Source organism: Herbiconiux aconitum (assembly GCF_024979235.1).
Taxonomy (GTDB): domain Bacteria; phylum Actinomycetota; class Actinomycetes; order Actinomycetales; family Microbacteriaceae; genus Herbiconiux; species Herbiconiux aconitum.
Map to the genome: position 1 here is coordinate 1,653,636 of NZ_JANLCM010000001.1, position 20,984 is coordinate 1,674,619.

The 20,984-nt window shown below is 69.4% G+C and carries 25 protein-coding genes; 15 read left to right on the forward strand and 10 right to left on the reverse strand.

Features of this window, described 5'->3' with window-relative positions; genetic code table 11:
* Positions 1–51: 51 nt before the first annotated feature.
* The gene (locus tag N1027_RS07770) at positions 52–966 is read left to right on the forward strand and encodes a cation diffusion facilitator family transporter (RefSeq protein WP_259506719.1); all 915 of its coding nucleotides are present in this window, start codon (positions 52–54) and stop codon (positions 964–966) included.
* On the opposite strand, the gene N1027_RS07775 is transcribed toward N1027_RS07770, so the two are convergent.
* Genes N1027_RS07775 through N1027_RS07790 form a run of 4 tightly spaced genes read right to left on the reverse strand, consistent with a single transcriptional unit; the run spans position 956 to position 5,686 of the window.
* On the reverse strand, positions 956–1,858 hold the full coding sequence (locus tag N1027_RS07775) for an FHA domain-containing protein (protein ID WP_259506720.1): 903 nt from the start codon (positions 1,856–1,858) through the stop codon (positions 956–958). The genes N1027_RS07770 and N1027_RS07775 overlap by 11 nt on opposite strands.
* An 8-nt stretch (positions 1,859–1,866) precedes the next feature.
* A complete protein-coding gene (locus N1027_RS07780; RefSeq protein ID WP_259506721.1) occupies positions 1,867–2,136 on the reverse strand; it encodes a hypothetical protein in 270 nt (89 codons plus the stop codon).
* Between the two features lie 17 nt (positions 2,137–2,153).
* Positions 2,154–3,518 (reverse strand): glycosyltransferase, encoded by a 1,365-nt coding sequence (locus tag N1027_RS07785; RefSeq protein ID WP_308199784.1) that lies wholly within the window; start codon positions 3,516–3,518, stop codon positions 2,154–2,156.
* A complete protein-coding gene (locus N1027_RS07790; RefSeq protein ID WP_259506722.1) occupies positions 3,497–5,686 on the reverse strand; it encodes a glycosyltransferase in 2,190 nt (729 codons plus the stop codon). The genes N1027_RS07785 and N1027_RS07790 overlap by 22 nt, the downstream gene beginning before the upstream one ends.
* Before the next feature lie 195 nt (positions 5,687–5,881).
* Between N1027_RS07790 and N1027_RS07795 the strand changes: the two genes are divergently transcribed.
* The 6 genes from N1027_RS07795 to N1027_RS07820 all read left to right on the forward strand — a co-directional run bounded on the left by N1027_RS07795 (position 5,882) and on the right by N1027_RS07820 (position 10,414).
* Entirely contained in the window at positions 5,882–6,712 is an 831-nt protein-coding gene (locus tag N1027_RS07795) for a DUF4397 domain-containing protein (protein WP_259506723.1), read from the forward strand.
* Positions 6,713–6,717: 5 nt separating this feature from the next.
* Positions 6,718–7,479: a class F sortase gene (locus N1027_RS07800; RefSeq protein ID WP_259506724.1), complete on the forward strand. Its 762-nt coding sequence runs from the start codon at positions 6,718–6,720 to the stop codon at positions 7,477–7,479.
* A 14-nt stretch (positions 7,480–7,493) separates the two neighbouring features.
* Positions 7,494–8,162 (forward strand): RNA polymerase sigma factor, encoded by a 669-nt coding sequence (locus N1027_RS07805; protein ID WP_259506725.1) that lies wholly within the window; start codon positions 7,494–7,496, stop codon positions 8,160–8,162.
* Positions 8,143–8,964 (forward strand): anti-sigma factor, encoded by an 822-nt coding sequence (locus tag N1027_RS07810; protein WP_259506726.1) that lies wholly within the window; start codon positions 8,143–8,145, stop codon positions 8,962–8,964. The genes N1027_RS07805 and N1027_RS07810 overlap by 20 nt, the downstream gene beginning before the upstream one ends.
* Positions 8,965–9,103: 139 nt before the next feature.
* Positions 9,104–9,457, forward strand: coding sequence for a nuclear transport factor 2 family protein (locus N1027_RS07815; RefSeq protein ID WP_259506728.1), 354 nt, complete (start codon positions 9,104–9,106; stop codon positions 9,455–9,457).
* Positions 9,458–9,520: 63 nt separating this feature from the next.
* Positions 9,521–10,414, forward strand: a complete 894-nt coding sequence (locus N1027_RS07820; RefSeq protein WP_259506730.1) for an aldo/keto reductase — start codon at positions 9,521–9,523, stop codon at positions 10,412–10,414.
* Between the two features lie 43 nt (positions 10,415–10,457).
* On the opposite strand, the gene N1027_RS07825 is transcribed toward N1027_RS07820, so the two are convergent.
* Complete coding sequence (locus N1027_RS07825; RefSeq protein WP_259506731.1) at positions 10,458–11,150, reverse strand: PRC-barrel domain-containing protein; 693 nt, start codon at positions 11,148–11,150, stop codon at positions 10,458–10,460.
* A 5-nt stretch (positions 11,151–11,155) separates the two neighbouring features.
* A complete protein-coding gene (locus N1027_RS07830; RefSeq protein ID WP_259506732.1) occupies positions 11,156–11,857 on the reverse strand; it encodes a hypothetical protein in 702 nt (233 codons plus the stop codon).
* Positions 11,858–12,052: 195 nt separating this feature from the next.
* On the opposite strand from N1027_RS07830, the gene N1027_RS07835 reads away from it, so the two are divergent.
* Both N1027_RS07835 and N1027_RS07840 read left to right on the forward strand, forming a co-directional pair.
* Positions 12,053–13,651 (forward strand): ABC-F family ATP-binding cassette domain-containing protein, encoded by a 1,599-nt coding sequence (locus N1027_RS07835; RefSeq protein WP_259506734.1) that lies wholly within the window; start codon positions 12,053–12,055, stop codon positions 13,649–13,651.
* 72 nt (positions 13,652–13,723) lie between these two features.
* The gene (locus N1027_RS07840; RefSeq protein ID WP_259506736.1) at positions 13,724–14,647 is read left to right on the forward strand and encodes a S1C family serine protease; all 924 of its coding nucleotides are present in this window, start codon (positions 13,724–13,726) and stop codon (positions 14,645–14,647) included.
* Positions 14,648–14,697: 50 nt separating this feature from the next.
* Here the strand turns inward: N1027_RS07840 and N1027_RS07845 are convergent, their stop codons facing one another.
* The gene (locus tag N1027_RS07845; RefSeq protein ID WP_259506738.1) at positions 14,698–15,618 is read right to left on the reverse strand and encodes an aldo/keto reductase; all 921 of its coding nucleotides are present in this window, start codon (positions 15,616–15,618) and stop codon (positions 14,698–14,700) included.
* Positions 15,619–15,752: 134 nt separating this feature from the next.
* Here N1027_RS07845 and N1027_RS07850 point away from each other — a divergent pair, with 134 nt between their 5' ends.
* On the forward strand, positions 15,753–16,226 hold the full coding sequence (locus N1027_RS07850) for an SRPBCC family protein (RefSeq protein ID WP_259506740.1): 474 nt from the start codon (positions 15,753–15,755) through the stop codon (positions 16,224–16,226).
* Positions 16,223–16,540 (forward strand): ArsR/SmtB family transcription factor, encoded by a 318-nt coding sequence (locus tag N1027_RS07855; RefSeq protein WP_259506742.1) that lies wholly within the window; start codon positions 16,223–16,225, stop codon positions 16,538–16,540. The genes N1027_RS07850 and N1027_RS07855 overlap by 4 nt, the downstream gene beginning before the upstream one ends.
* Before the next feature lie 9 nt (positions 16,541–16,549).
* Here N1027_RS07855 and N1027_RS07860 read toward each other — a convergent pair whose 3' ends face one another.
* Positions 16,550–17,398 (reverse strand): class I SAM-dependent methyltransferase, encoded by an 849-nt coding sequence (locus N1027_RS07860; RefSeq protein ID WP_259506743.1) that lies wholly within the window; start codon positions 17,396–17,398, stop codon positions 16,550–16,552.
* Between the two features lie 441 nt (positions 17,399–17,839).
* Positions 17,840–18,616, reverse strand: coding sequence for a class I SAM-dependent methyltransferase (locus N1027_RS07865; RefSeq protein WP_259506744.1), 777 nt, complete (start codon positions 18,614–18,616; stop codon positions 17,840–17,842).
* A gap of 99 nt (positions 18,617–18,715) precedes the next feature.
* On the opposite strand from N1027_RS07865, the gene N1027_RS07870 reads away from it, so the two are divergent.
* Positions 18,716–19,198 carry a DUF5684 domain-containing protein gene (locus N1027_RS07870; protein WP_259506745.1) on the forward strand — a complete coding sequence of 161 codons (483 nt, stop codon included), beginning with the start codon at positions 18,716–18,718 and terminating at the stop codon, positions 19,196–19,198.
* 9 nt (positions 19,199–19,207) lie between these two features.
* On the opposite strand, the gene N1027_RS07875 is transcribed toward N1027_RS07870, so the two are convergent.
* Positions 19,208–19,657 carry a MarR family winged helix-turn-helix transcriptional regulator gene (locus N1027_RS07875; protein ID WP_259506746.1) on the reverse strand — a complete coding sequence of 150 codons (450 nt, stop codon included), beginning with the start codon at positions 19,655–19,657 and terminating at the stop codon, positions 19,208–19,210.
* A 35-nt stretch (positions 19,658–19,692) separates the two neighbouring features.
* Here N1027_RS07875 and N1027_RS07880 point away from each other — a divergent pair, with 35 nt between their 5' ends.
* From N1027_RS07880 to N1027_RS07890, 3 genes are all read left to right on the forward strand, one after another.
* The gene (locus tag N1027_RS07880; protein ID WP_259506751.1) at positions 19,693–19,938 is read left to right on the forward strand and encodes a hypothetical protein; all 246 of its coding nucleotides are present in this window, start codon (positions 19,693–19,695) and stop codon (positions 19,936–19,938) included.
* A gap of 144 nt (positions 19,939–20,082) precedes the next feature.
* Entirely contained in the window at positions 20,083–20,532 is a 450-nt protein-coding gene (locus tag N1027_RS07885; RefSeq protein WP_259506753.1) for a helix-turn-helix transcriptional regulator, read from the forward strand.
* Positions 20,533–20,542: 10 nt separating this feature from the next.
* Positions 20,543–20,947: a VOC family protein gene (locus N1027_RS07890; protein ID WP_259506754.1), complete on the forward strand. Its 405-nt coding sequence runs from the start codon at positions 20,543–20,545 to the stop codon at positions 20,945–20,947.
* The last annotated feature ends 37 nt before the right edge of the window (positions 20,948–20,984 follow it).

Below are 20,984 nucleotides of genomic sequence, written 5' to 3' on the forward strand. Positions count from 1 at the left end.
ATCCGGAAGGGGCTTGCGTCGCGGGCGACCGGTGGCGCGTAGATTTTGGAGATGACCGTCGTCATCGCGTTCATCGCCAACATCCTCGTCGCCCTCGCGAAGTCGATCGTGGCCGGTCTCACCGGCTCGGCGTCGATGCTCGCCGAGGCCGCGCACTCCTGGGCGGATGCGGGCAACGAGATCTTCCTGCTGATCGCCGACCGGCGCGCCGAGAAGAAACCCGACGCCGCGCATCCGCTCGGTCACGGCCGTGACGCCTACATCTTCTCGTTGTTCGCGGCGTTCGGCATCTTCACCGTGGGTGCGGTGGTGTCGATCTATCACGGCATCCAGAGCCTCGCTGCGCCTGAGGCGGTCGAGAATTTCACCCTCAACTACATCGTGCTCGCGGTGGCGTTCGTGCTCGAGGGCTTCTCGCTGTCGCAGTCGGTGCGGCAGGGCTTGCGCACATCCCGCCGCTACCAGCGCGGCTTCTTCGATTACGTGGTGAACGGATCGAACACCACGCTCCGTTCGGTGTTCTTCGAAGACACGGCCGCGCTGGTGGGTCTCCTCCTCGCCGCCGCCGGCATCGGCCTGCACCAGGCGACCGGCGACCCGGTCTGGGATGCGCTCGGCTCGATCGCGATCGGCGTGCTGCTCGCCGGGGTGGCGCTGCTGCTGATCAGCCGCAACCGGCGGTATCTGTTGGGCGCCGGACCGACGGACGTGTTCCGGATGCAGGTGGGCCGCACGCTGCTCGCACATCCGGAGATCGAGCGGGTGACCTCGCTCTACCTCGAGTTCAGCGGGCCAGGCACGCTGTTCCTGGTGGCGGCCGTCGATCTCGTCGGCGATGAGCCCGAGAACGGTGTGGCGGCGCAGTTGCGGCGGCTCGAGGCCGATCTCGAGCGGGAGGAGCTGATCGGCAAGGCCGTGCTCACGCTCGCGGTGAGCGACGAACCCTCCCTCGACTTCAGCGCGTGATCCCGGCTGCCGGGCGCGGAGGCTGCGGTTTCTGGTGCGAGAGCTCACCACCCAGGCGACCGCCGAACGGGCGGCCGTGGTCGGCGAACTCCTCGCGGAAGTAGGCCAGGCGCCACGGGCCCAGGTCGAGCCGGGCGCCGGTGCGGAGAATGCGTCCGAGATCGCCGGGCCGCTCCGCGCCTTGCGGTGAAGGCATGTCGTCGGGTCGGGCCGAACCACCTCCGATCGGAGCGAGGCCGTGCAGAACGTACTCGTCGTCGTCGTTGTGGCGGATTTCGGCATGCAGCGCTTCAAGGCCGGGCAGGCGGAGATCGGCGTCGTCGCCCGAACCGATCCGCGTCACGCCGGGGAGCAGATCGAACTCCCGAGGTGGCCGGCCGTCCCAATTCTGCGAACCCACGATGAACAGCAGCCGAGGCCGGCCGGAACCGGGGAGGTAGTGGGTGGTGGTCGGGCGTCGACGGATGCCGCGAGCCACCGTCGGAACCAGGGGGAACAGCGTCGCGGGGGGCAACGGCAATCGCGTGCGCGGCCCTCGTCGGGCGAGCACCGGCGCGAGTGCAGCCGGGGTGCCGACCGCGATATGGGGCGACCACGACACCAGTCGCTGAAGGGGATTCGGTTTCACCGCGCCGATGCGCACGATCGTTCCGGCGGCGCTGTCGACGCACACCTCGACCCCGCGCGCGGCGAGCGCCGCCGCGACGACCCGCAGGTCGCGCAGCGTTCCCCGGCTGCGGTGGGGCAGCCGAGCCGGGTCGTTGACGAACACGTGCACGGTCGAGCCGGAGGCCGTGACCCGACCGTGGAGCTCGGGTTCAGCGGCGGCTTCGTGACCTTCCGCGGGCGCATCCGTCGAGGAGAAGGTCAGGTCGATGTCGAAGCGCACCATGGCACGACTCAGACTCCCTTGCGGGGCGGGGTGGTGCCGCCGTCGTCGCTCGTCGTGACCCGGAGCGTGCCGTTCAGCTTCCAGGTCGCTCGCGGCGCATCCGGCCCGATGTCGCGCGGAACCTCCACCGTCATGTCGATGAAGCTGTAGTCCACGGCCGCGCCGCGTCCGGTGAGGTAAGACCACATCTCCCGGCCGAGGTCGGTCCAGTCGGCGATGGAGCGCCCGTCAGGGCCGGTGGGGGAGCCGAAGGGGTCGGTGGTCGTCGTGTCAGACATCATTGTCGTCCTTTCATTCAGGGTATCCCCGCGTCTGCGGGGATCGTTGTTGGGCGGAGCGCAGCGGCATTCCGGATGGCGGCGTAAGCGCGCTCCGGTCCGGAGAGGCCGCTCAGCTCGGCTGCGATCGCGCGGAGGGCGGGGCGACCGGCGAAGGAGGCATCCGTCAAGCGCATGATCGACGCGGCCAGTTCGGCTTCGGTGGCCGCGTTCGGATCGAGGGCTTCCGCTGTCCCGGAGCGCTCGAGGGCCGCGGCGCCGGCGAACTGATCGGTCGAGAAGGGCAGCACGAGCAGGGGAACGCCGAAGGTCATCGCCTCGGTGACGCTGTTGTTCCCTCCGTGCGTGACCGCTGCGGCAGCGTGGCGCAAGAGGCTGACCTGCGGCAGGTACTCCCGCACGAGCCAGTCGGCGGGAAGGTCGCCGAGGAGGCGGGGGTCGGCGGAACCGGTGGCCAGGGCCACGCGTGCACCCACGGACCGCAGCGCGCCGACCACCCTGGCCAACACGTCGTCGCGCACCGAGAGGAAGCTCCCGAAGCTGACGTAGACGAACGGATGCGGGTCGCTCGCGATCCACCGGTCGACCTCCGGGTCGCCGGAGTCGTCGCGAGGCGTCGATCCGAGGTGCACGTGCGGGGGCAGGAACGCGGCTCGCTCCGCATCGGCGAGCTCCCCGGGGTAGTTGAACAGCAGAAGCTCGCCGGTTTCCGCGAACGCCGACCGGGACGGCGTCGCCAGAGGGTCGAGGTGCGTCAGAGCGGCGTTCCACTCCGCAGTGAAGGTGACGGTCACCCGTTCGCAGAGCGCGCGCAACCCGGCCAACGACTCCTCATCGGGGTCGAACGCCGCGGGCCAGGAGGTGGGGAAACCGTAGAGCTCATCGCCGACGGGGAGCGCCGAGGGGTGACCGAGCACCACGTCGGCGTAGCGGATGCCGGCAGCGGCCAGACCGAGACGAGCGCTGAAGGCGAGGTGGTCGACCACGATCGCATCCGGTCGCACCTCGTCGACGACGGCGATGGTCTCAGCCGCTTTGGCGACCGGCTGCCACATCAGATCGGTCAGGCGCTCAGCGGCCTGGTGATGAAGCGTGGGAATCATCCCGACCCGAGTCGCGTCGAAGAACGCGCGCAGCGACAAGTCTTCGGCGAGCGGCTGCCCTTCGGCCTTGATGACGCCCGGATTGGAGCCGCGGCCGAGCTGGAGCGGCACGCGCTCGAACCCGAATTGCTGCACGATCGGGGCCGTGGCCGGCCCGGTCGCGACGACGACCCGTTCTCCGCGGCGCTGCCAGGCGGTCGCGATGGTCGCCAAGGGCAAGAGGTGCGAGGCGTAGTCGGGGCTGATGACGAGCAGCGTCATGCGACGGTCACCGGCCATTCGAAGTCGATGCTCTCGCGCCGCACGCCGTCGTAGACGCGGCGAAGTGCTGTGGCCATCGCCTGGATGGTGAAGCTGGTTTCGACCACCGTTCGGGAGCGCAGGGAGCGCTCCTCGGAGCTCTCGGCTGCCGCTGCCGTGAGGGCCCTCTCGACGGCGGTAGTGAGAGCAGCCTGGTCCCAGGTGCGGGTGAGGAAACCGGTGACGCCGTTCTCGACGTAGGTCGCCGGACCGCCGCCGTCGGGAGCGACGACGAAGAGGCCGGTGGCCATGGCCTCGAGCAGGGCGATGCCGAACTCCTCCTTCACACTGCCGCACACGTAGACCCCGTTGCCGGCCGACAGTCCAGGAAGACCGATGCGGGCAGCCGCGACCCATCGGGCGACCGTGTCGTTCGGTCGATGACCCGGCAGCAGGAGCCCCGCATCCCGGTGGCGCGCGGCTGGCACGACCGCCTCGATCGCGTCGATCTGCTCGCGCTCGTCGGCCGATGGATGGCGGAGGTTGCCGCCGATCAGCAGGAGATTCGCGCGCTCGGCCGCGGGGCTGCCCTGCCAGGCGCTCACGATCGCCGCCATGCCTTTGACGCGGTGGAAGCGTCCGACGCTCACGAGCAGGGGGAGGTGGCGTCGTTCGGCCGGGAGGGCTTCGACCAGGTCGCGCAACTCGGCGAGTGCGGGGCCGGGTGCCGCGCCGTCGGCGTGGTCGCGTGCCTCCTGCACCGCGCGGTCGACGACCCGCAGGTCGATCCCCTCCGGCACGATCGTGTGCCGCTCTGGGCGGGCGTCGATGTCGATGCCCACGAGTGCGCGCATGTCGCGACGGAGCTCAGGGCGCGGGAAGAGCACCGTGTGGTTCGCGTTCGAGGCCAGGCGCTGCACCAGCCGGGCGCGGAACCAGAAGTGCTCGCGCTCGTCGGCCGCGCCGAAGGTGCTCCGGGTGAGCGATCCGGCCGAGTCCATGGACTCGATCACCGCGTGCGGGTCGGGCGCCACGGTGAAGACCACCGGGATGTCGAGCTCCCGCGCGACATCCGACGCCGCAAGACTGCCGACCTCGGCCATGCGCAGGTGCAGCAGGTCGACGCTGCCGGCGGCCCGCAGAACCCGCCGGATGCCGCGTCGTGCCGCGACCCGTTGCGGCCACGCGGCGGCGGAACTCACGGTGGGGGTGAGCAGGGGGATGCGCCCGTAGCGGTGGCCCGCGGCGTGCGCCGCGATGTCGGCGACGCTCTCGATCGCCTCCGAGACGGAGCCGCGTGAGAGGGTCAGCACGCGTCCGACCCGGCTCGCGCCGTCGTCGGGTTCGCCGTGCTCCGGGGCTTGGCTGCCGTCGATCAGAGCATCCCCGAGGCGCACCAGCAAGGTGGCGACGCCGCCGTTGTCACCACTGCCGGCGGCGCTCAGGCGGGCGTCGACATCGGCGTGCAGGAAGAGCTGGGCCACGGTGAGTGGACCGCCGGCGGTGCGCGTGCGGATCGGGCCGGCGGCGAGGTCGATCAAGCCGAGGCGTGCGACATCCACGATCACCGGATCATCGTCGCGCAGCAGATCGTCGAGTAGGCGGCTGACCCGGTCGTCTCCGCGGCGCTGGCCGAGAGCGGCAATGGCCGCGGTGCGCACCTGAGGGTGCTCGCCGGCGTCACGAGCGGCGGTGATGAGGCGGCGGTCCGGTCCGTCTCCCTGAATCAAGCCCAGGGTTTCGACCAGCCGGTAGCGCGCATCCGGGTCGTCGACGCCCAAGAGCGCACCCTCGAGGCCGACGGCGATCTGATCGGGCGCCGTGTTGGCCCACTGTTCGAGGGAGCGTTGAGCGATCATGCCCCCGAAGCCTCCCTCGACGACCATCCCCATGAGGCGGCCGACGGCGTCGGCGTGCGGGATTCTGGCGCCCAGAACCCAGGCAGCGTGTTCCCTCAGGAAGCCACGGTCGTGCGAGAGCAAAGCGGTCAGGGCGCGATCGGCGTCGTCGTCGACGATCTGCCCCAGCCCATGGGTGGCGGCGATCGCGGCGAGATCGTCGTCGCCGTGGAGGGCGGATGTGAGCACGCGGAGGGTGCGCAGGCCCGGTTCGCGGCTGGCCTCGAACGCGAGTTCGTCGGCGAGTCGCATGGCCTCGACGATCCGTGGCGCCCCGGAGAGAGCGTCGAGTGATGTCTGGATGCCCATGCTCGCCCTGCTTTCTGATCGCCGGGTAATCCTAGATCAATTGGATACTAGTTTGTCTAGTCATACTCTCCGAAGGGCGAGGCTGCCCAGCAAGAAGATCGGATTTCTCGTCGGGTGCATCCAAGACGGCACTCGGGCCGGAAGTAGGGGTGTAAGCAGTTTTCTCCGGCCCCCGGGCCCGATCAGGAGGTACACATGCGTAAGACCCTCGTCGCCGGCGTCGCAGCCGGCGCCCTCATCGCCCTCGGCGGGGCGCTTCCCGCCGCTGCCGCCGACGGTGACGCTTCGCTCTCGGTGCTGCACGCCGTTCCGGGCGTCACCGTCGACGTCTACGTCAACGGGGCACTGACACTCGACGACTTCACCCCGGGCACCCTGGCGGGTCCGTTGCCACTGCCGGCCGGCACCTACGCGGTGGCCATCACCGCATCCGACGCCGCCGACGCGAACTCTCCGATCATCGGCCCGATCGATCTTCCCCTGGCTGCGAACGGCAACTACACCGCCGTCGCCCACCTCGATCCCGCCGGCACCCCCACCGCCACCCTGTACACGAACGACACGTCCACCATCCCCGCGGGCCAGGGCCGTCTGACGGTGCGGCACGACGCGGCCGCCCCAGCGGTCGACGTGCTCGCCGGTGGCTCACCGGTCATCACGAATCTGGCCAACCCGGCCGAAGCCGTGCTGACTCTCCCCACCGGCACCGTGTCGGCATCCGTGGCGGCCACCGGAACCACCGATCCGGTCATCGGACCGGCTGACGTGACCGTCGCCGAAGGCGTGAGCACCATCGTCTACGCCTGGGGCAGCCTCGAAGACGGCAACCTCGCGCTGGCCGTGCAGACCATCGAGGGTCTGCACTCGAACCCGGGCGGTGTGCCCGCCGGAAATGCCGGGCTCGCGGCCACCAACCAGCCGGGCGACTCCACGCCGCTCTGGATCGGTGCCGCTGTCATCCTGATGGCCGCAGCGTTCAGTGGCCTGGTCATCCGTCAGCGCGCGGTCGCGAAGTCCGGACGCTGATCCGGATGAACCCGCGACGGACCACGGCAGAGGCGACCGCCGCCTCTGCCGTGGTTCTCTCCCGTTCCCGAAGGCTCCGGCTCGCGGGAACTCGTGCGGCCGTCGTATCCATCGCAGCGCTGAGCAGCGTGCTGCTGATGAGCGGATGCGCCGCAGGCGACCCGGAGACGCCTTCGATCTCGGCCGCTTCGGACGCCCCGGCCCCGACCCAGACCCCGGCTCAACCCGACCCGACCCCCACCGTGGCCCCGCCGACACCGACGGTTGCCGCTGTGCCGTTGACGAACGCCGACATCTCGGCGAGCCCCACCGTGCCGACCGTCGCGCCCGTGCGCGTGCAGGCCGAGTCGCTCGGCATCGACGTCACCGTCACGGCCGCTGCACTCGACGAGAACAGCGCGCTCGCCTTGTCGGCCGACCCCGGCGTCGCCTCCTGGTATCGCTACGGACCGTCGCCTTGGAGCCCCGCCGGCGCCACCGTCATCGCAGCCCACGTCGATTCGCTCGAGTACGGCCTCGGCTCGTTCGCCCGATTGACGGATGCCCCACCCGGCACCCCCGTCACCGTCACGGCCGCCGACGGCCGGGTCGCGACCTTCGCCGTGCAGTCGGTCGCCGTCGCGGACAAGTCCGGCATCGACTGGGCGCAGGTCTTCGACCGCACGGGCCCGGTGCGGCTGGAATTGATCACCTGCGGAGGCGAGTTCGACTACGACACCGGTCACTATCGCAGCAACGTGATCGTGACCGCGGTGCCGACCGGGTGAGGGAGGAGCCCCGTATGCTCTTCAACACGGTGAAGATGCCCCCCGGCGTCGACCCCGACCAGGCGCAGCCGGTTCGCGACGACGCGGGCCGGAGCAGGAGGTTCCGCACTGACGTGCCAGACACCACGACCGACGAGCAGACCGTGGCCGACGCCTTCCGCGCCGGCGACGAGAATGCGCTCGCGGAGGCGTACACGAGGTGGTCGCCTCTGATCCACACGCTTGCGCTCCGCTCGCTGGGCGATGCGCACGAAGCGGAAGACGTCACGCAGAAGGTCTTCGTGTCGGCCTGGCGGAGCCGCGGGCGCTACGACCCGTCGCGCGCCCGTCTGGGCGGATGGCTGGTGGGAATCGCCCGCCACTGCATCGCGGATGCCCACGAGGCACGCGCCCGCCGGCGCCGAACCGAGGAGGCCTACGCCGCCGAGGCGAGCACCGTGGTGGCGGCCGACACGGCAGACGTGGCGGGTGTGGCCGACCGGGTGATGATGGCCGACGAGTTGGAGCGACTCGAACCCATCCCGCAGAAGGTGATGAAACTGGCCTTCTACGACGACCTCACGCACGCTCAGATCGCCGATACTCTCGGGTTGCCGCTCGGCACCGTGAAAAGTCACATCCGCCGAAGTCTGGTTCGGCTACGAACACGTTTGGAGGTGAATGATGAACCATATCGATCCTGAAGATCTCGCTGCCCTTGCCATGGGAGAACGGGAATCGGATGCCGCCGACGAGGCCCACCTCGCCGAGTGCGACGCCTGCGCCGCCGAACTCGACGAGCTGACGCGCACCGTCGAGCTCGGTCGCGCCAGCCGGGGCACCGAACTTGTCGCGCCGCCGGCGGAGGTCTGGTCGCGCATTCACTCCGAACTCGGGCTGTCGGGTGATGTGTCGCCGGGTGCGGCTGTTCTCGCGGCAGAACCTGCGCGCGAATCCGTGGCTGAGGCAGCAACTGGCGCCGTGCCTGAGACGGCGCCCGAGGTCGCGCCGGCACTCGCGCCCGTTCGCTCCCTCCCGGGACCGCGACGCCCGCGGTTCTGGATTCCACTCGCCGCGGCCGCCCTCGTCGTCGGCCTCATCGGCGGTGTCGGCGCCGGCGTGTGGTGGGAGTCTGCACGTCAGGCCGAGGCCGGTTCGACCGTCGCCGAGGCGAATCTCGAACCGTTCCCGGAATGGCCGGGCGCGCGCGGCAGCGCCGTGGTCGAGCAGCGGGCCGACGGCACGCGGCAGGTCGTCGTCGATGTCGACTCGGTGGTCGATTCAGGGTCGCCGGATGCGCCGCTGCGCGAGGTCTGGTTGATCCGCACCGACGGAACGGGCCTGATCAGCATCGGGTTCCTCGACGGCACCTCCGGGCGTTTCGACATCCCGTCGGGCATCGATCTGGTGCAGTATGCGCTCGTCGATGTCTCGGCCGAGGCCGACAACGGCGACCCCGCGCACTCGGGCGACTCCATCGTTCGAGGGGAGCTCCGAGTGATCTAGAGCCGGCCTCGGCCGAGGTGCGACTTCAGCGCCTCCGACCCTGTGGAGCGTCGCGAGGGCAGGTGCGGCGCGCCGGGGCGCGGGGTACAGTCGCATCCACGCGATTTCACCCGGGCCTCCCCAAAAGCAAGGAGAAAACATGAGCACCCCCACCGAACTGCTCGCCGCGAACCTGCACCAGGTCTTCGGCAACCGCGACGCCGCAGCCCGCCGTGCAGCGATCGACGTGACGTACACCGACGACGTGGCATTCACCGACCCCGAGGGCACGGAGACGGGCCGCGACGCCCTTGAGCGGAAAGCCGCCGGGCTGATCGACTCCGCTCCGGCCGACTTCGTCTTCGAGGAGGACGGCATCGCCTACACGAGCTCCGACTCGGCGGCGCTCGCCTGGACCTTCGGTCCGAGCGGGGCGCCGGTGGCACGCGGCATCGACGTGATCACCATCCGCGACGGCCGGATCAGTGCCCTCCACACGCTCCTCCACGAGTAGCGTCTCCGCCGACCATCAACGCCGGGTCCTGACTCCTGCCGGTCGTCGGCGTAGATTTCGATCATGAGCACTCCGGCGATCCCCACCCTCACGCTGAACAACGGCGTCACCCTGCCCGCGCTCGGATTCGGCGTCTTCCAGTCCGCACCGGAGGAGACCGAAGCCGCCGTCAGCGCCGCGTTGGAGGTCGGCTACCGCCACATCGACACCGCCGCGGCCTACGGCAACGAACGCGAGGTGGGACGGGCGATCGCGGCATCCGGCCTCCCTCGCAGCGAGCTGTTCATCGAGACGAAGGTGTGGATCAGCGACTACGGGCGCGAGGAGACGCTTCACGCCTTCGACAAGTCGGCCACGAAGCTCGGGGTCGACCAGATCGACCTGCTCATCCTGCATCAGCCGCTGCCGTCGGCCTGGATCGCGACGCTCGCGGCCTACGAGGCGCTCGAGCAGCTCCTGGCCGACGGCCGGGTGCGCGCCATCGGCGTCAGCAACTTCATGCCGGCGCACATCACCGAACTGCTGGAAGTGGCCTCCGTGGTGCCGGCCGTGAACCAGATCGAGATGCATCCGTATTTCCAGCAGAGGGGACTGCTCGAACTCGATGACTCGCTCGGCATCCTGAATCAGGCATGGTCGCCGATCGGCGGCATCACCTTCTACCGCGACGGCGTCGGCGGCAGCGTGCTCGACGACCCGACGATCCTCTCGATCGCGGATGCGCACGGGGTGAGCCCGGCGCAGGCGATGCTGCGGTGGCACCTCCAGGAAGGGCGGTCAGCTATTCCGAAGTCGGTGACGCCGTCGCGGATCGCCGAGAACTTCGCGGTGACCGGATTCGACCTGAGTGCATCGGAGCTGGCGCAGATCGACGCTCTGGACACCGGCGTCCGCCGCGGACCCGAGCCCGACGCCATCACGCTCGAGACCTTCGGGCGCCCCATTCCGGAGGCCTGAGCCCGCCATCGGGAGAGCCCAGGCCTCGGGCAGTCGGCTGCGCTCAGATGATGACGCGGTCGGGGCCTGGGCGGTTGTCGTCAGGGTTCGTGTCGTCGGTGCGTGGACGCGCATCCGGAGCATCCGCCGCCTCTGACGCATCCGAACGACGGGCGTCGGTGGCATCCACATCGTCGATCGCGTCGAGATTCACCCGCGCCACCGGCACCTGCTCGGTGCGCACGACGAGGCGTTCCTGCACGAGCACGACCGACTCGTCCACGACGGGGGCGCCGACCTCGGTCGCGTGTTTGGGTCCGTCGATGTCTTCGCCCTGGTCGTCGTTGCGGTCGTCGCCGTCGTCGTTGTGGTCGGCGTCGGCATCCGTGCGTTCGGCGGAGGTTGCCAGACGTGCATCGACACCGGGGGGCGAGGACTCGTCGGCGTCATGCCCGGAGTAGTAGGCGCGCAGCTCCTGCTCCTCGGCCGGGCTGAGACCCCCCTCCGAATCCGGATGCGGTGCGTTCTTCACGTCGTCTTTCTCGAGTTCGACGTACACGTCGTCGTGCTCCCAGGTGGCGTCGTCGAGCGGAACGAACAGGTTCTTACGGCCGAACATGCCGCCGTGCAGCACCGCCCAGGTGGGGTGGCCCGCGGTGGCGTCGACCAGAACCTGATCGATCTTGCCGAGCTTGGCTTTGTCGCGGCCGTAGAGCGTGGCTCCGACGATGCTCTGGATGTTGTTCGAGGGCAGCATCGTTCTCACCTTCCGAGTCCGGCGCGGTCGACCTTGCGGTGGAAGCGCATGCCGGCCACGCCTCCGAGCAGGGCGCCGGCGAGGCTCGCCAGCGCCACGGCGACGGCGACGATGATTCCGGCCGTGGTGAGGCTGCCTTCATTGACCGGGATGCGCGGGAATCCGTTCATGTTCGCCAGCACGTTGAACTGGCTGCCGGCGATGGCGGCGATGATCGCGACCACGATCGCGATCACGACGGCCCACAGCCAGACGGCCAGGCCCTGCTTCACACCATCGAAGCGTGCCATCCGGCCGGCGACGTAGCCGCCCGCGAGGTAGGCGACGAAGATCACGACCACCACGGCGATGCCCCCCGCGATGCCGATCGTGGTGGCTTGGCTCTCGTCGACGTTCGCCGCGTCGGCGTCGCCGCCGGTGACACCGAGCCCGATGGCGGCTCCGGTCGCCGAGACCAGGGCCGTGAGGATGACGGCGGTGCCGGTCGCAGTCAGCCAGCCGAAGAAGGCCGAGCCGAACTTGAAGCCGCCGAACTCCCGGCGCTCCCGCTCTACCACGTCCTGGCGCAGGGTGTTGCGCTCTTCGAGAGGAACGGAGCCCGTGGGGCGGGCGTCGTCGGCGGGAAAGGAACCCGTCGAGCGGGGGTCATCGACAGGAACGGCACCGGCCTCGGCGCGGGCGCGGTCGTTGGGTGGAACGGCGGTCATGATGCATCCTTTCGCAGTGCGTCATGCCTGAACCTACGACGGTTGGCAGAAGTCGCCCGAGGCTTGACATCGGGGAAATCGGCGTTCCGCGGCGCAGGTAGGCTTGATCGTCGGCCGAACGGCGGGCGGCATCTCAGCCGTTCCGGCTGCTACGGCGGCCAGGCGGCCCGCCCCGCCCCGAACCCGAGGACACCCGTGAGCCTGATCCGACTGAACGACGTCAGCATCGAGTTCGACGGGCGACCGGTCGTGCGCGAAGCGTTCCTCAAACTGCGCGCGGGTGACCGGATCGGTCTGATCGGCAAGAACGGCACCGGCAAGACGAGCTTCCTCGAACTCATCCTGGGGCGATTGCAGCCGAGCTCCGGCACCGTCGATGTAACGCTCGGCACCACCATCGGGTACTTCTCGCAGTTCTCCGAGCTGGACGGCGAGCGCAGCATCCGCGAGATCCTGAGCGAGCATTTCGCCGCGGTGCACGAGACGCAGGGTCGTCTCGACGCGATCGGTGAGCAGCTCGCGCATCCGATGTCCGACGACGCCATGACCGAGCTCCTCGTCGAACAGGGCCAGCTGTTCGAGCGGATGGATGCGATCGACGGCTGGTCATATGAGAACACCATCGACACCGTGCTCACCAGTCTCGGCTTCGACGAGTCTCGGCGCGATCTGCCTGTCGACCGGTTGTCGGGCGGCTGGCGCAACCGGGCCGCGCTCGCGAAGATGCTCATCCAGTCTCCCGATGTGCTGCTGCTCGACGAGCCCACGAACTTCCTCGACCTCGATGGGGTGCGCTGGATCGAGAACTGGCTCGCCCGCTATCTCGGCGCAGTGCTGGTGGTGTCGCACGATCGGCAGTTCCTCGACGGGGTCGTCACCCGCATCGTCGAGATCGAGAACTACCGGTTGCAGGAATACGAGGGCGACTATTCGGCTTATGTGCACGCCAAGCAATCACGGTTGAAGATGCTCGAGCGGCAGTTCGCGCACGAGGAGGAGCTGCTGGCCTACGAGCAGGCAGCCAGCGCGGCGCGGCGGGAGGCGGCACGCAACCCGTCGAACGCGGTGGCGCGTCGGCTCGCCGACATCAAGAAGCGGCAGGCGCCGCGGCCGATCGACCAGATCATCACCGACATCTACGGCGGGCTGCGGGTGAGCAACGACCTGCTCGAGGTCGTGAAGCTCACGAAGGGATTCGGGGAAGGCGCGCCTCCACTCTTCTCCGATCTCACCTTCAGCCTGCACCGCGGCGATCGTGTCGCCGTGCTCGGTTCGAACGGATCGGGCAAGTCGACGCTGCTCGACGTGCTCACGGGAGAGACGGATGCCGACGCCGGCCAGGTGCGCTGGGCCAAGGGGGTGCGGTTCGTCTCCTACAACCGGGTCTACGCGTCGCTCGATCTGGCCGACTCGGTGGGGCACGCCGTGAACGCCTACCCCGATTCGCTCGCCTTCAGTGCGACCAAGAAGAGCGTGGGGCGCTTTCTCGCGATGCTGCAGTTCTCGGAGGCGGATCTGCAGCAGAAGATCGGAAACCTGTCCGGCGGGCAGCGGGCGCGGGTCGCCATCGCGCAGTGCCTGCTCTCGGGGGCGGCGGTCATCGTTCTCGACGAGCCCACGAACCATCTCGACATCACGAGCACCCAGGTGATGGAGCGGGCGCTGACGCATTTTCCGGGCGCCGTGCTCGTGGTGTCGCACGACCGCTTCTTCGTCGACAAGCTGGCCGATCGCCTGCTCATTTTCGACGGCACCCCGCACGTCGTGGAGCGAGCGGCGAGCGGGGCCCTCTAGGCCGGAGATTGCAGCGCTCCGCTCTGAGCGAATCATCGCCCGAGGGGCGGCGGCGCGAGGTGGAATGGCTGCATGAACGATGCAGACCCGCTCGACGCCTACTCTCAGACCGTCATCTCCGTGGCCGAACGCGTACTCCCCTCGGTCGCGAGCGTCGCGGTGGAGACGCGTCGCGGCGCCGGTGCCGGCAGCGCCTCCGTCATCGGAGCCGACGGCCTCCTGCTCACCAGCGCGCACGTCATCGCCGGCGCCCGGGCGCTCGAGGTGGCGTTCGCCGACGGACGCTCCTCGGAGGCGCACGTGGTCGGCGAGGATGCGCTGTCCGACCTGGCCGTCCTCCGCGCCGTCGGAAGCACGCCCGAACCGCTGAGGTTCGGCGACGCGACCGCGCTGCGCGTGGGCCAGCTCGTCGTGGCGCTCGGCAATCCCCTCGGGCTCGCCGGGAGCGTCACGGCCGGCATCGTCTCGGCTCTCGGTCGATCGCTGCCCACCACGGCCGGCCGCGTCATCGACGAGGTCATCCAGACGGATGCCGCGTTGAACCCCGGCAACAGCGGAGGAGTGCTGGCCGACGGATCGGGTGCCGTCGTCGGCGTGAACACGGCCGTCGCCGGCGTCGGACTCGGCCTGGCGGTGCCGATCAACTCCACCACTCGCGAGATCATCGACTCGCTCATCACCTTCGGGAGGGTGCGCCGTGCCTGGCTCGGCATCGCTGGTGTGCAGATCCAGCTACCCGCCGAGGTCGCGGCCAAGGTCGGCGCCGCCAAGGGGATGCAGGTCGCAACGGTCGTCGCCGACAGTCCGGCCGCGCTTGCCGGCATCCGTCGCGGCGACATCGTCATCTCGCTCGACGGAGCGAAGATCGTCAGCGCGACGGCGGTTCAGCGGCTCATGGTCGAGAACGCGATCGATCGCCTGATCGAGATGACGGTCTGGCGTAACGGGGCGCTGGTCGACGTCATCCTGCAGCCCAAGGAGCTGTCGCTCCAGTAAGAACTTCGCGAGGTCGGGGTCGGCCGCGCCTGGCGCCGGGTGCCTCCGGCTCAGCGAGCGGCGAGCGACTCGGTCCAGGCGCCCGGGTCGCGGGTTGCCGCGCCGAGCTCGGCCTCGAGCGACGCCACTGCTGCATCGAGCGACTCCGAGGTGGTGGCGGCCACCAGTTCCGCGAGGTGCGCGGGTCGCGTACTGCCGAGCACCGGAACCAGCCGGGAGTCGGTCGTCACGAGCCAGCGCGCGAGCACCGCCACCGACGACACCGAATGCTCCCGCGCGATCCGCTCGAGAATCTCGCGCCGCCGACGGTTCTCCGCGGAGTCGAACGCCCCGCCGCCGGCGTCGTCGCGGCCGGCGAAGTATCCGCTCGACTGTGGGCTCCAGGCGAGCAGGGTGAAGTCGAGCTCGTGCGCCAAGGCGAAGAGCTCGGACCGAGCAGTCTCCACTCCCGCCCACTCCGGGGTTCCCGAGGCCGCGGCGAGGCCGAAGTAGTTGCTCACCCAGGTGAGGGGTGGTCCGTCGATGCGCCCGAGGGCCTCGACGAGCGCAGCCACTCGCGCGGCGCCCCAGTTCGAGACGCCGATCCGGGCAGCGATGCCGTCGACGACGAGCGCGGTCAAGGTCTCGGCGATGTCCTCGACCGGCCGCGACGGGTCGTCGCGATGCAGAAGGTAACCGTCGACCCGGTCGACACCGAGCAGATCGAGGCTCTCCCGAGCATCCGATCGCACCTCCGAGGCCGACAGTCGTGACGCCCAGGTGTCGTTGTCGGGGTGCGCGCCCTTCGTGAGCAGCCGCACCTCACCCGCGTTGCCGCGTTCGGTCATCCAGGCGCCGATGACCTCTTCGCTCTTTCCGTAGACGCGAGCGGTGTCGATGTCTCGCCCACCCGCGTCGAAGTAGGCGTCGAGTGCCGAGAATGCGTCGGAGGACTGGAAGGAAGCGGTGCCGAGGAAGAAACGAAGACTCACAGACCAGTTATACCCCGCGCGATTATCCATCGATGAACTGCAACCTGGGGGTTGCGCTTACTCCTCAAGACTGCAACCATTGAGTTGCAGGTCGAAGAATCGCGAATCACTGGAGAGGAAGCATGATTATGAGCATGACCATCAACCCCGCATCCGTCGTCGACGAAGGCGAGTTCACCGTGCGGCGCACGATCCGCATCGCGGCCCCGATCGAGAAAGTCTGGGCGGCCGTCACCGAGCCCGAGCAGATCTCGCGCTGGTTCGGGCAGACCGCGCTCAGCGGAGCAGGTGCCGGCGCGGTCGGCACCATCACCTGGCCCGACCGGGATGCCATCCCCGTGCGGGTCGAGGTGATCGACGAACCGCACCGGGTGTCCTACCGTTGGAGCAACCCCTGCCCCGGCGAGCCGGTTCCCACCCGGATCGACGACGAGCACTCCACAGTCTTCACCTTCACCCTCGAGTCGCTGCCCGACGGCACGCAGCTCACGGTGGTGGAGACCGGATTCGAAACCACCTCCGATCCGTCGGCCGACCTCGAGAGCCACCGCGGCGGGTGGGACGGCGAGCTCGACAAGCTGGTCGCCCTGCTCGAGAGCGGCTCGTGACCGCCGGAACGCTGGTTCCGGTGTTCGCGGCGCTCGGAGACGAGACGCGGTGGAGCATCCTGGCGGCGCTCGGCGAGGGCGATGCTTCGGCGTCGGCCCTCGCCGGGCTCTTGCCCGTGACGCGGCAGGCCATCGCCAAGCACCTCGTGGTGCTGCAAGAGGTGGGGCTCGTCGAGCCCGTTCGAGTCGGGCGCGAGGTGCGCTATCGCGTGGTCGGTGCGTCGCTCGGCGCCACCGCGCGACGCCTCGAAGCGCTCGGGGTGGAATGGGATCGGCGTCTGGCGGCGATCAAGGAGATCGCCGAGGGGCTGTAGGACCGGGCATCACACGCCCGGCTTCACCGCCTGGATCGTGTACGACAGCGGCGCGACGCCCGCCCGAGCGTCGAGCGCGAATTCGCCGCCGGGTCGCGCCACCATCTGGCCGGGCAGCGCCTCCCAGGGCACGCTGTCGTGCTCGACCAGCATGGTGAGCACGAGCCCGGCATCGAGCAGCGCGGTCACCACCTCGCCGATGCCGTGGTTCCACTCGTAGGTCTTCGTGGCCGTGAGGGGTCGATCCGTCTCGACGTAGGAGTTCGCGTCGTCCCACTCGAGGGGCTCGGCCTGCTCGAAATAGGGGAACCGGAGGTGCAGATCGTCGCTCTCCGTCTCATCCATCGACCAGAGGATCGGATGCCCCTCCCGCACGAAGAGGCGTCCGCCCGGTTTCAGAAGCGTGGCGACGACGTTCGCCCAGTCGTCGATGTGCGGCAGCCAGCAGAGCGCGCCGATGCCGGTGTAGACGAGGTCGAAGGATGCCGGTTCGAGTGCGGTCGGGGCGGCGTCGACATCCGACTCGACGAAGTCGATGGGGGCGATGCCGGGTGTACGTGCGTCGTCGACGAGTGCGCGGGCTTCGGCGAGGGCGACGGGTGAGAAGTCGAGGCCGGTCACCCGGGCGCCGAGTCGGGCGAGCGAGAGGGTGTCGGTGCCGATGTGGCACTGGAGGTGCACGACGCGCAGGCCGCTGATGTCGCCCAGGCGTTCGCGGTCGAAGCGCACGACGTCGGAGAGGAGCTCCGGGTCGTCGATGTAGCGCTGCACGTCGTAGCCCCGGCCGGTTTCGCGCGCGGCGTGGACCGAAGCGCGGTCGTCCCAGTTGGCGCGGTTGGTGTCGAGGTGGTGGTTCACGGTGCATCCGTTCGTCGTGTGCCGCCGTGGGGCGAGCCGACCAGGATACCGCCCGGCCGCGCTGCGTGGAAGGTTGCGGACTTCTCCAAACGTCGTGGCGACCGTGCGCCCTGGGAGCCGCAGTCGCCGCCAGGGTTGGAGAAGTCCGGGCCTCGGCTCAGTTCGGGCCGCGCAGAGGCGCCCCATACCGCCGGGCCGCGCTGTGTGGAAGGTTGCGGACTTCTCCAAACGTCGTGGCGACCGTGCGCCCTGGGAGCCGCAGTCGCCACCAGGATTGGAGAAGTCCGGGCCTCGGCTCAGTTCGGGCCGCGCAGAGGCGCCCCCACGCCGCCGGGCGGCACCGGCGCGACGCGCCGAGGTCGCGGCGAGGGGCGGGAGCACAGGTCCGGTGGAGGCTAGCGTCATCCAACGCGGCGTCGCACCGCCGCCCGGGCGAAGGGATCAGTCGCGACGTCTGAGCAGCAGGATCGCGTCGTCGAGCACGGCCTGCTGACCGTCCGGCCCGGTGGCCTCGCGGGAACGGTTCTCGGCGATCACCGTTTCCCAGGCATCCTCGGGGAGCGCGAGCGATTCACGCACTTGCGCGGGGGTGGGGAGGTCGTCGTGGCCGTGCGCATGACTGTCTGTCTGCCCGCCGCCGTGCGTGTGCCGGTTGCCGTGTGCGTGCTCGCCGCCGTGCCCGCCACCGTGCTCGTGCTCGCCGCCGGGGGCGCGCACGTCCTCGTCTTCACCGCCCGCCTCGTCGTGCGAGTCCCGCGACCAGGGCGGGAATCCCGCGTGCCCCACCACGAGCAGGTATCCGCCCGCTGCCACCGCTCCGGCAGCGTGCCGCAGCACCTCCTCGCGCGGGAACGCGACCGGCGAGTGCAGGAAGCAAGCCGACACGAGGTCGTACTCGGCTGGGGGAGTCCAGGAGGCCAGATCGGCCTGCAGCCAGGTGATGCGGTCGGCGACGCCCCGATCGGATGCGTGCACACCGGCACGCGACAGTGCCGTGCCTGAGATGTCGACCCCGGTCACCTGCCAGCCGTGCTCGGCCAGCCAGATCGAATCGGCGCCCTCACCGCTCCCCAGATCGAGGGCGCGACCCGGCGGCACCGCGAGCTGGTCGACCACGTCGACGAGAGCACGGTTCGCCCGCCCGCTCCAGATCTGTTCGCGCTCGCGGTAACGGCCCTCCCAGAAGGCCGTCGCATCCGTCTCGGTGTTCTCGTTCATGTCTCCAGCTTGGCGCGCGCTGCCGTTCCGCCGAAGTCCCGTGCCGAAACGGCAACACCGTGACCGTTACGCCGAACCGAGCGCCGCTACGCTGAGCGGATGATCACGGATGCGACCACCGGCCAGGCGATCCAGATCATCGTCGTGGTGGTGCTCGGCACCGTCGCCCTCACCCTGCTCCTCGTTCTCGCCGGCTGGGTCGTGATGGCGTTCGCGCTGATGTCGCTGTTCCGCAAGGTCGGGGTGAAGCCTTGGATCGCGTGGGTGCCCTACTACCGCACCTGGGTGTGGCTGGAACTCGGCGGACAACAGGGTTGGCTGGCGCTGCTCTCACTGGTGGGAGCCGGCATGGTCGCCAGCATCTTCCTCTACATCGGCATGTATCGCACGACGCTGGATTTCCGCCGCGACAGCGGGTTCTTCGTGCTCGGGATCTTCTTCCCCTACGCCTGGGCGTTCATCCTCGGCGGCCGCACCGCGGTCTACGAGCCCGGGCTGCTCGCCTGGTCGGGCTACCCGCCGCCCACGGTCGGCTACGGATCGATCGCGCCGCATTTCGCGAACGACGTCACTGTTCGGTGACGGCACGGTTCACGCAGGGAGTGGCGCGATCCGCTGGATGATCGACGTCAGCCGCGCGTGCAGCTCCATCAGCTCGTCGATGTCGACACCGAGCGCAGCCACCACCTGCGGGGGCACCTGCTCTGCCTGAGCACGAAGTGCTCGGCCCGCGGCTGTGAGTCGCACGGCGAGCTGCCGCTCGTCATCCGCCGACCGCTCCCGCGTCACGAACCCGGCGGCTTCGAGCCGCTTGACCAGGGGCGACAGGGTCGCCGCCTCGAGTCGCAGCACCTCGGCGAGAGACGAGAGCGAGCGCGGCTCGCTCTCCCACAGGGCGAGCATCACGAGATATTGCGGATGCGTGAGCCCCATCGGCTCCAGGATCGGCTTGTAGGCGCCGATCACCGAGCGCGAAGCCACCGCCAGCGCGAAGCACAGCTGGCGATCCAGCGCGAGCAGATCGGATTCGGTGTCAAGCATCCCACTCGTCATAATTAGATAGTACACTAATGGTTATGGCACGAAAGAACTCACGCAAGGCGAACCCGATGAACCCGTGGGACGGCAAGCCGGGTCTGTTCAACAACATCAACCGCATCGTGTACAGCTACGCCGGCCCCGCCCAGGTGGGCATCGGCCGGGCTGAAGCGCCCTATGTTCCGCCGGCCGATCCGCGCTGTCCGCTCTGCGGTGAGCAGATGGCGCTGCACGAGATCGACCGCTCCGGTGAGCGCACCCAGCTCCACTGCCCCACCGCGTAGCCGCCCGCAAGAGCCCCTTCCCGGCCGCTCCTCGCCCCCCGCGCCGCCCCCCTCCTCGCGACTCGCCAAAATGCGCCCAGAAAACGGGAGAAGAGGGCGGATTTTGGCGAGTCGCGAGGAGGGGAGAAGAACCATAATGGGTGCATGAGCGCCGACCTCGACGAGCTGCGCCGCCTGCGCCGGGCCCGCGACCTGATGGATCGCGAGTACGCCCGCCCGCTCGACGTTCCTGCGCTCGCTCGCACCGCGCTCATGTCGACCGCTCACTTCAGCCGCAGGTTCCGCGAGGCCTACGGCGAGACACCTTATTCGCACCTGATGACCCGGCGCATCGAGCGCGCGAAAGCCCTCCTCCGGCGGGGCGACATCAGCGTGAGTGACGCGTGCTTCGCGGTGGGCTGTACCAGTCTCGGTTCGTTCAGCTCGCGGTTCACCGAGCTCGTCGGCGAGACGCCCAGCGCCTACCGCGCTCGCGACCATGGCGAGACGATCGCCATCCCGAGTTGTGCGGCGATGGTGCTCGGTCGGGCCCGGCGCACGCCCCCGTCGGAATCGAGCAGGATCGAAGAAGCATCCGTCTCGGCCGCCCGCTAGCGTCGGTTTCATGACAATCTCACTCAGCCACGTACACGTGCTCGTCGACGACCCGGATGCAGCACTCGCCTTCTACCGCGACACTCTCGGCCTCGAGGTGCGCAACGAGATCGAGAACGACGGATTTCGCTGGATCACCCTCTCCACCGCCTCCCAGCCCGAGATCGAGATCGTGCTCTCGCAGCCGCACGCCGGCGTCTCGAAAGACGACGGCGACGCCCGCGCCGCGCTGCTCGCCAAGGGTGAACTGCCCGGTGTGCTGTTCCGCACCGACGACCTCGACGCCACCTTCGAGAAGGTGCGTGCGGTCGGCAACGCCGAGATTCTGCAGGAGCCGACCGACCAGTTCTGGGGTGTGCGCGATGCCGCCTTCCGCGACCCCGCCGGCAACATGGTGCGCATCAGCCAGGCCTGACGCCGGGCCCGTCGCGCTGGCGGCCACGAAATCGCGC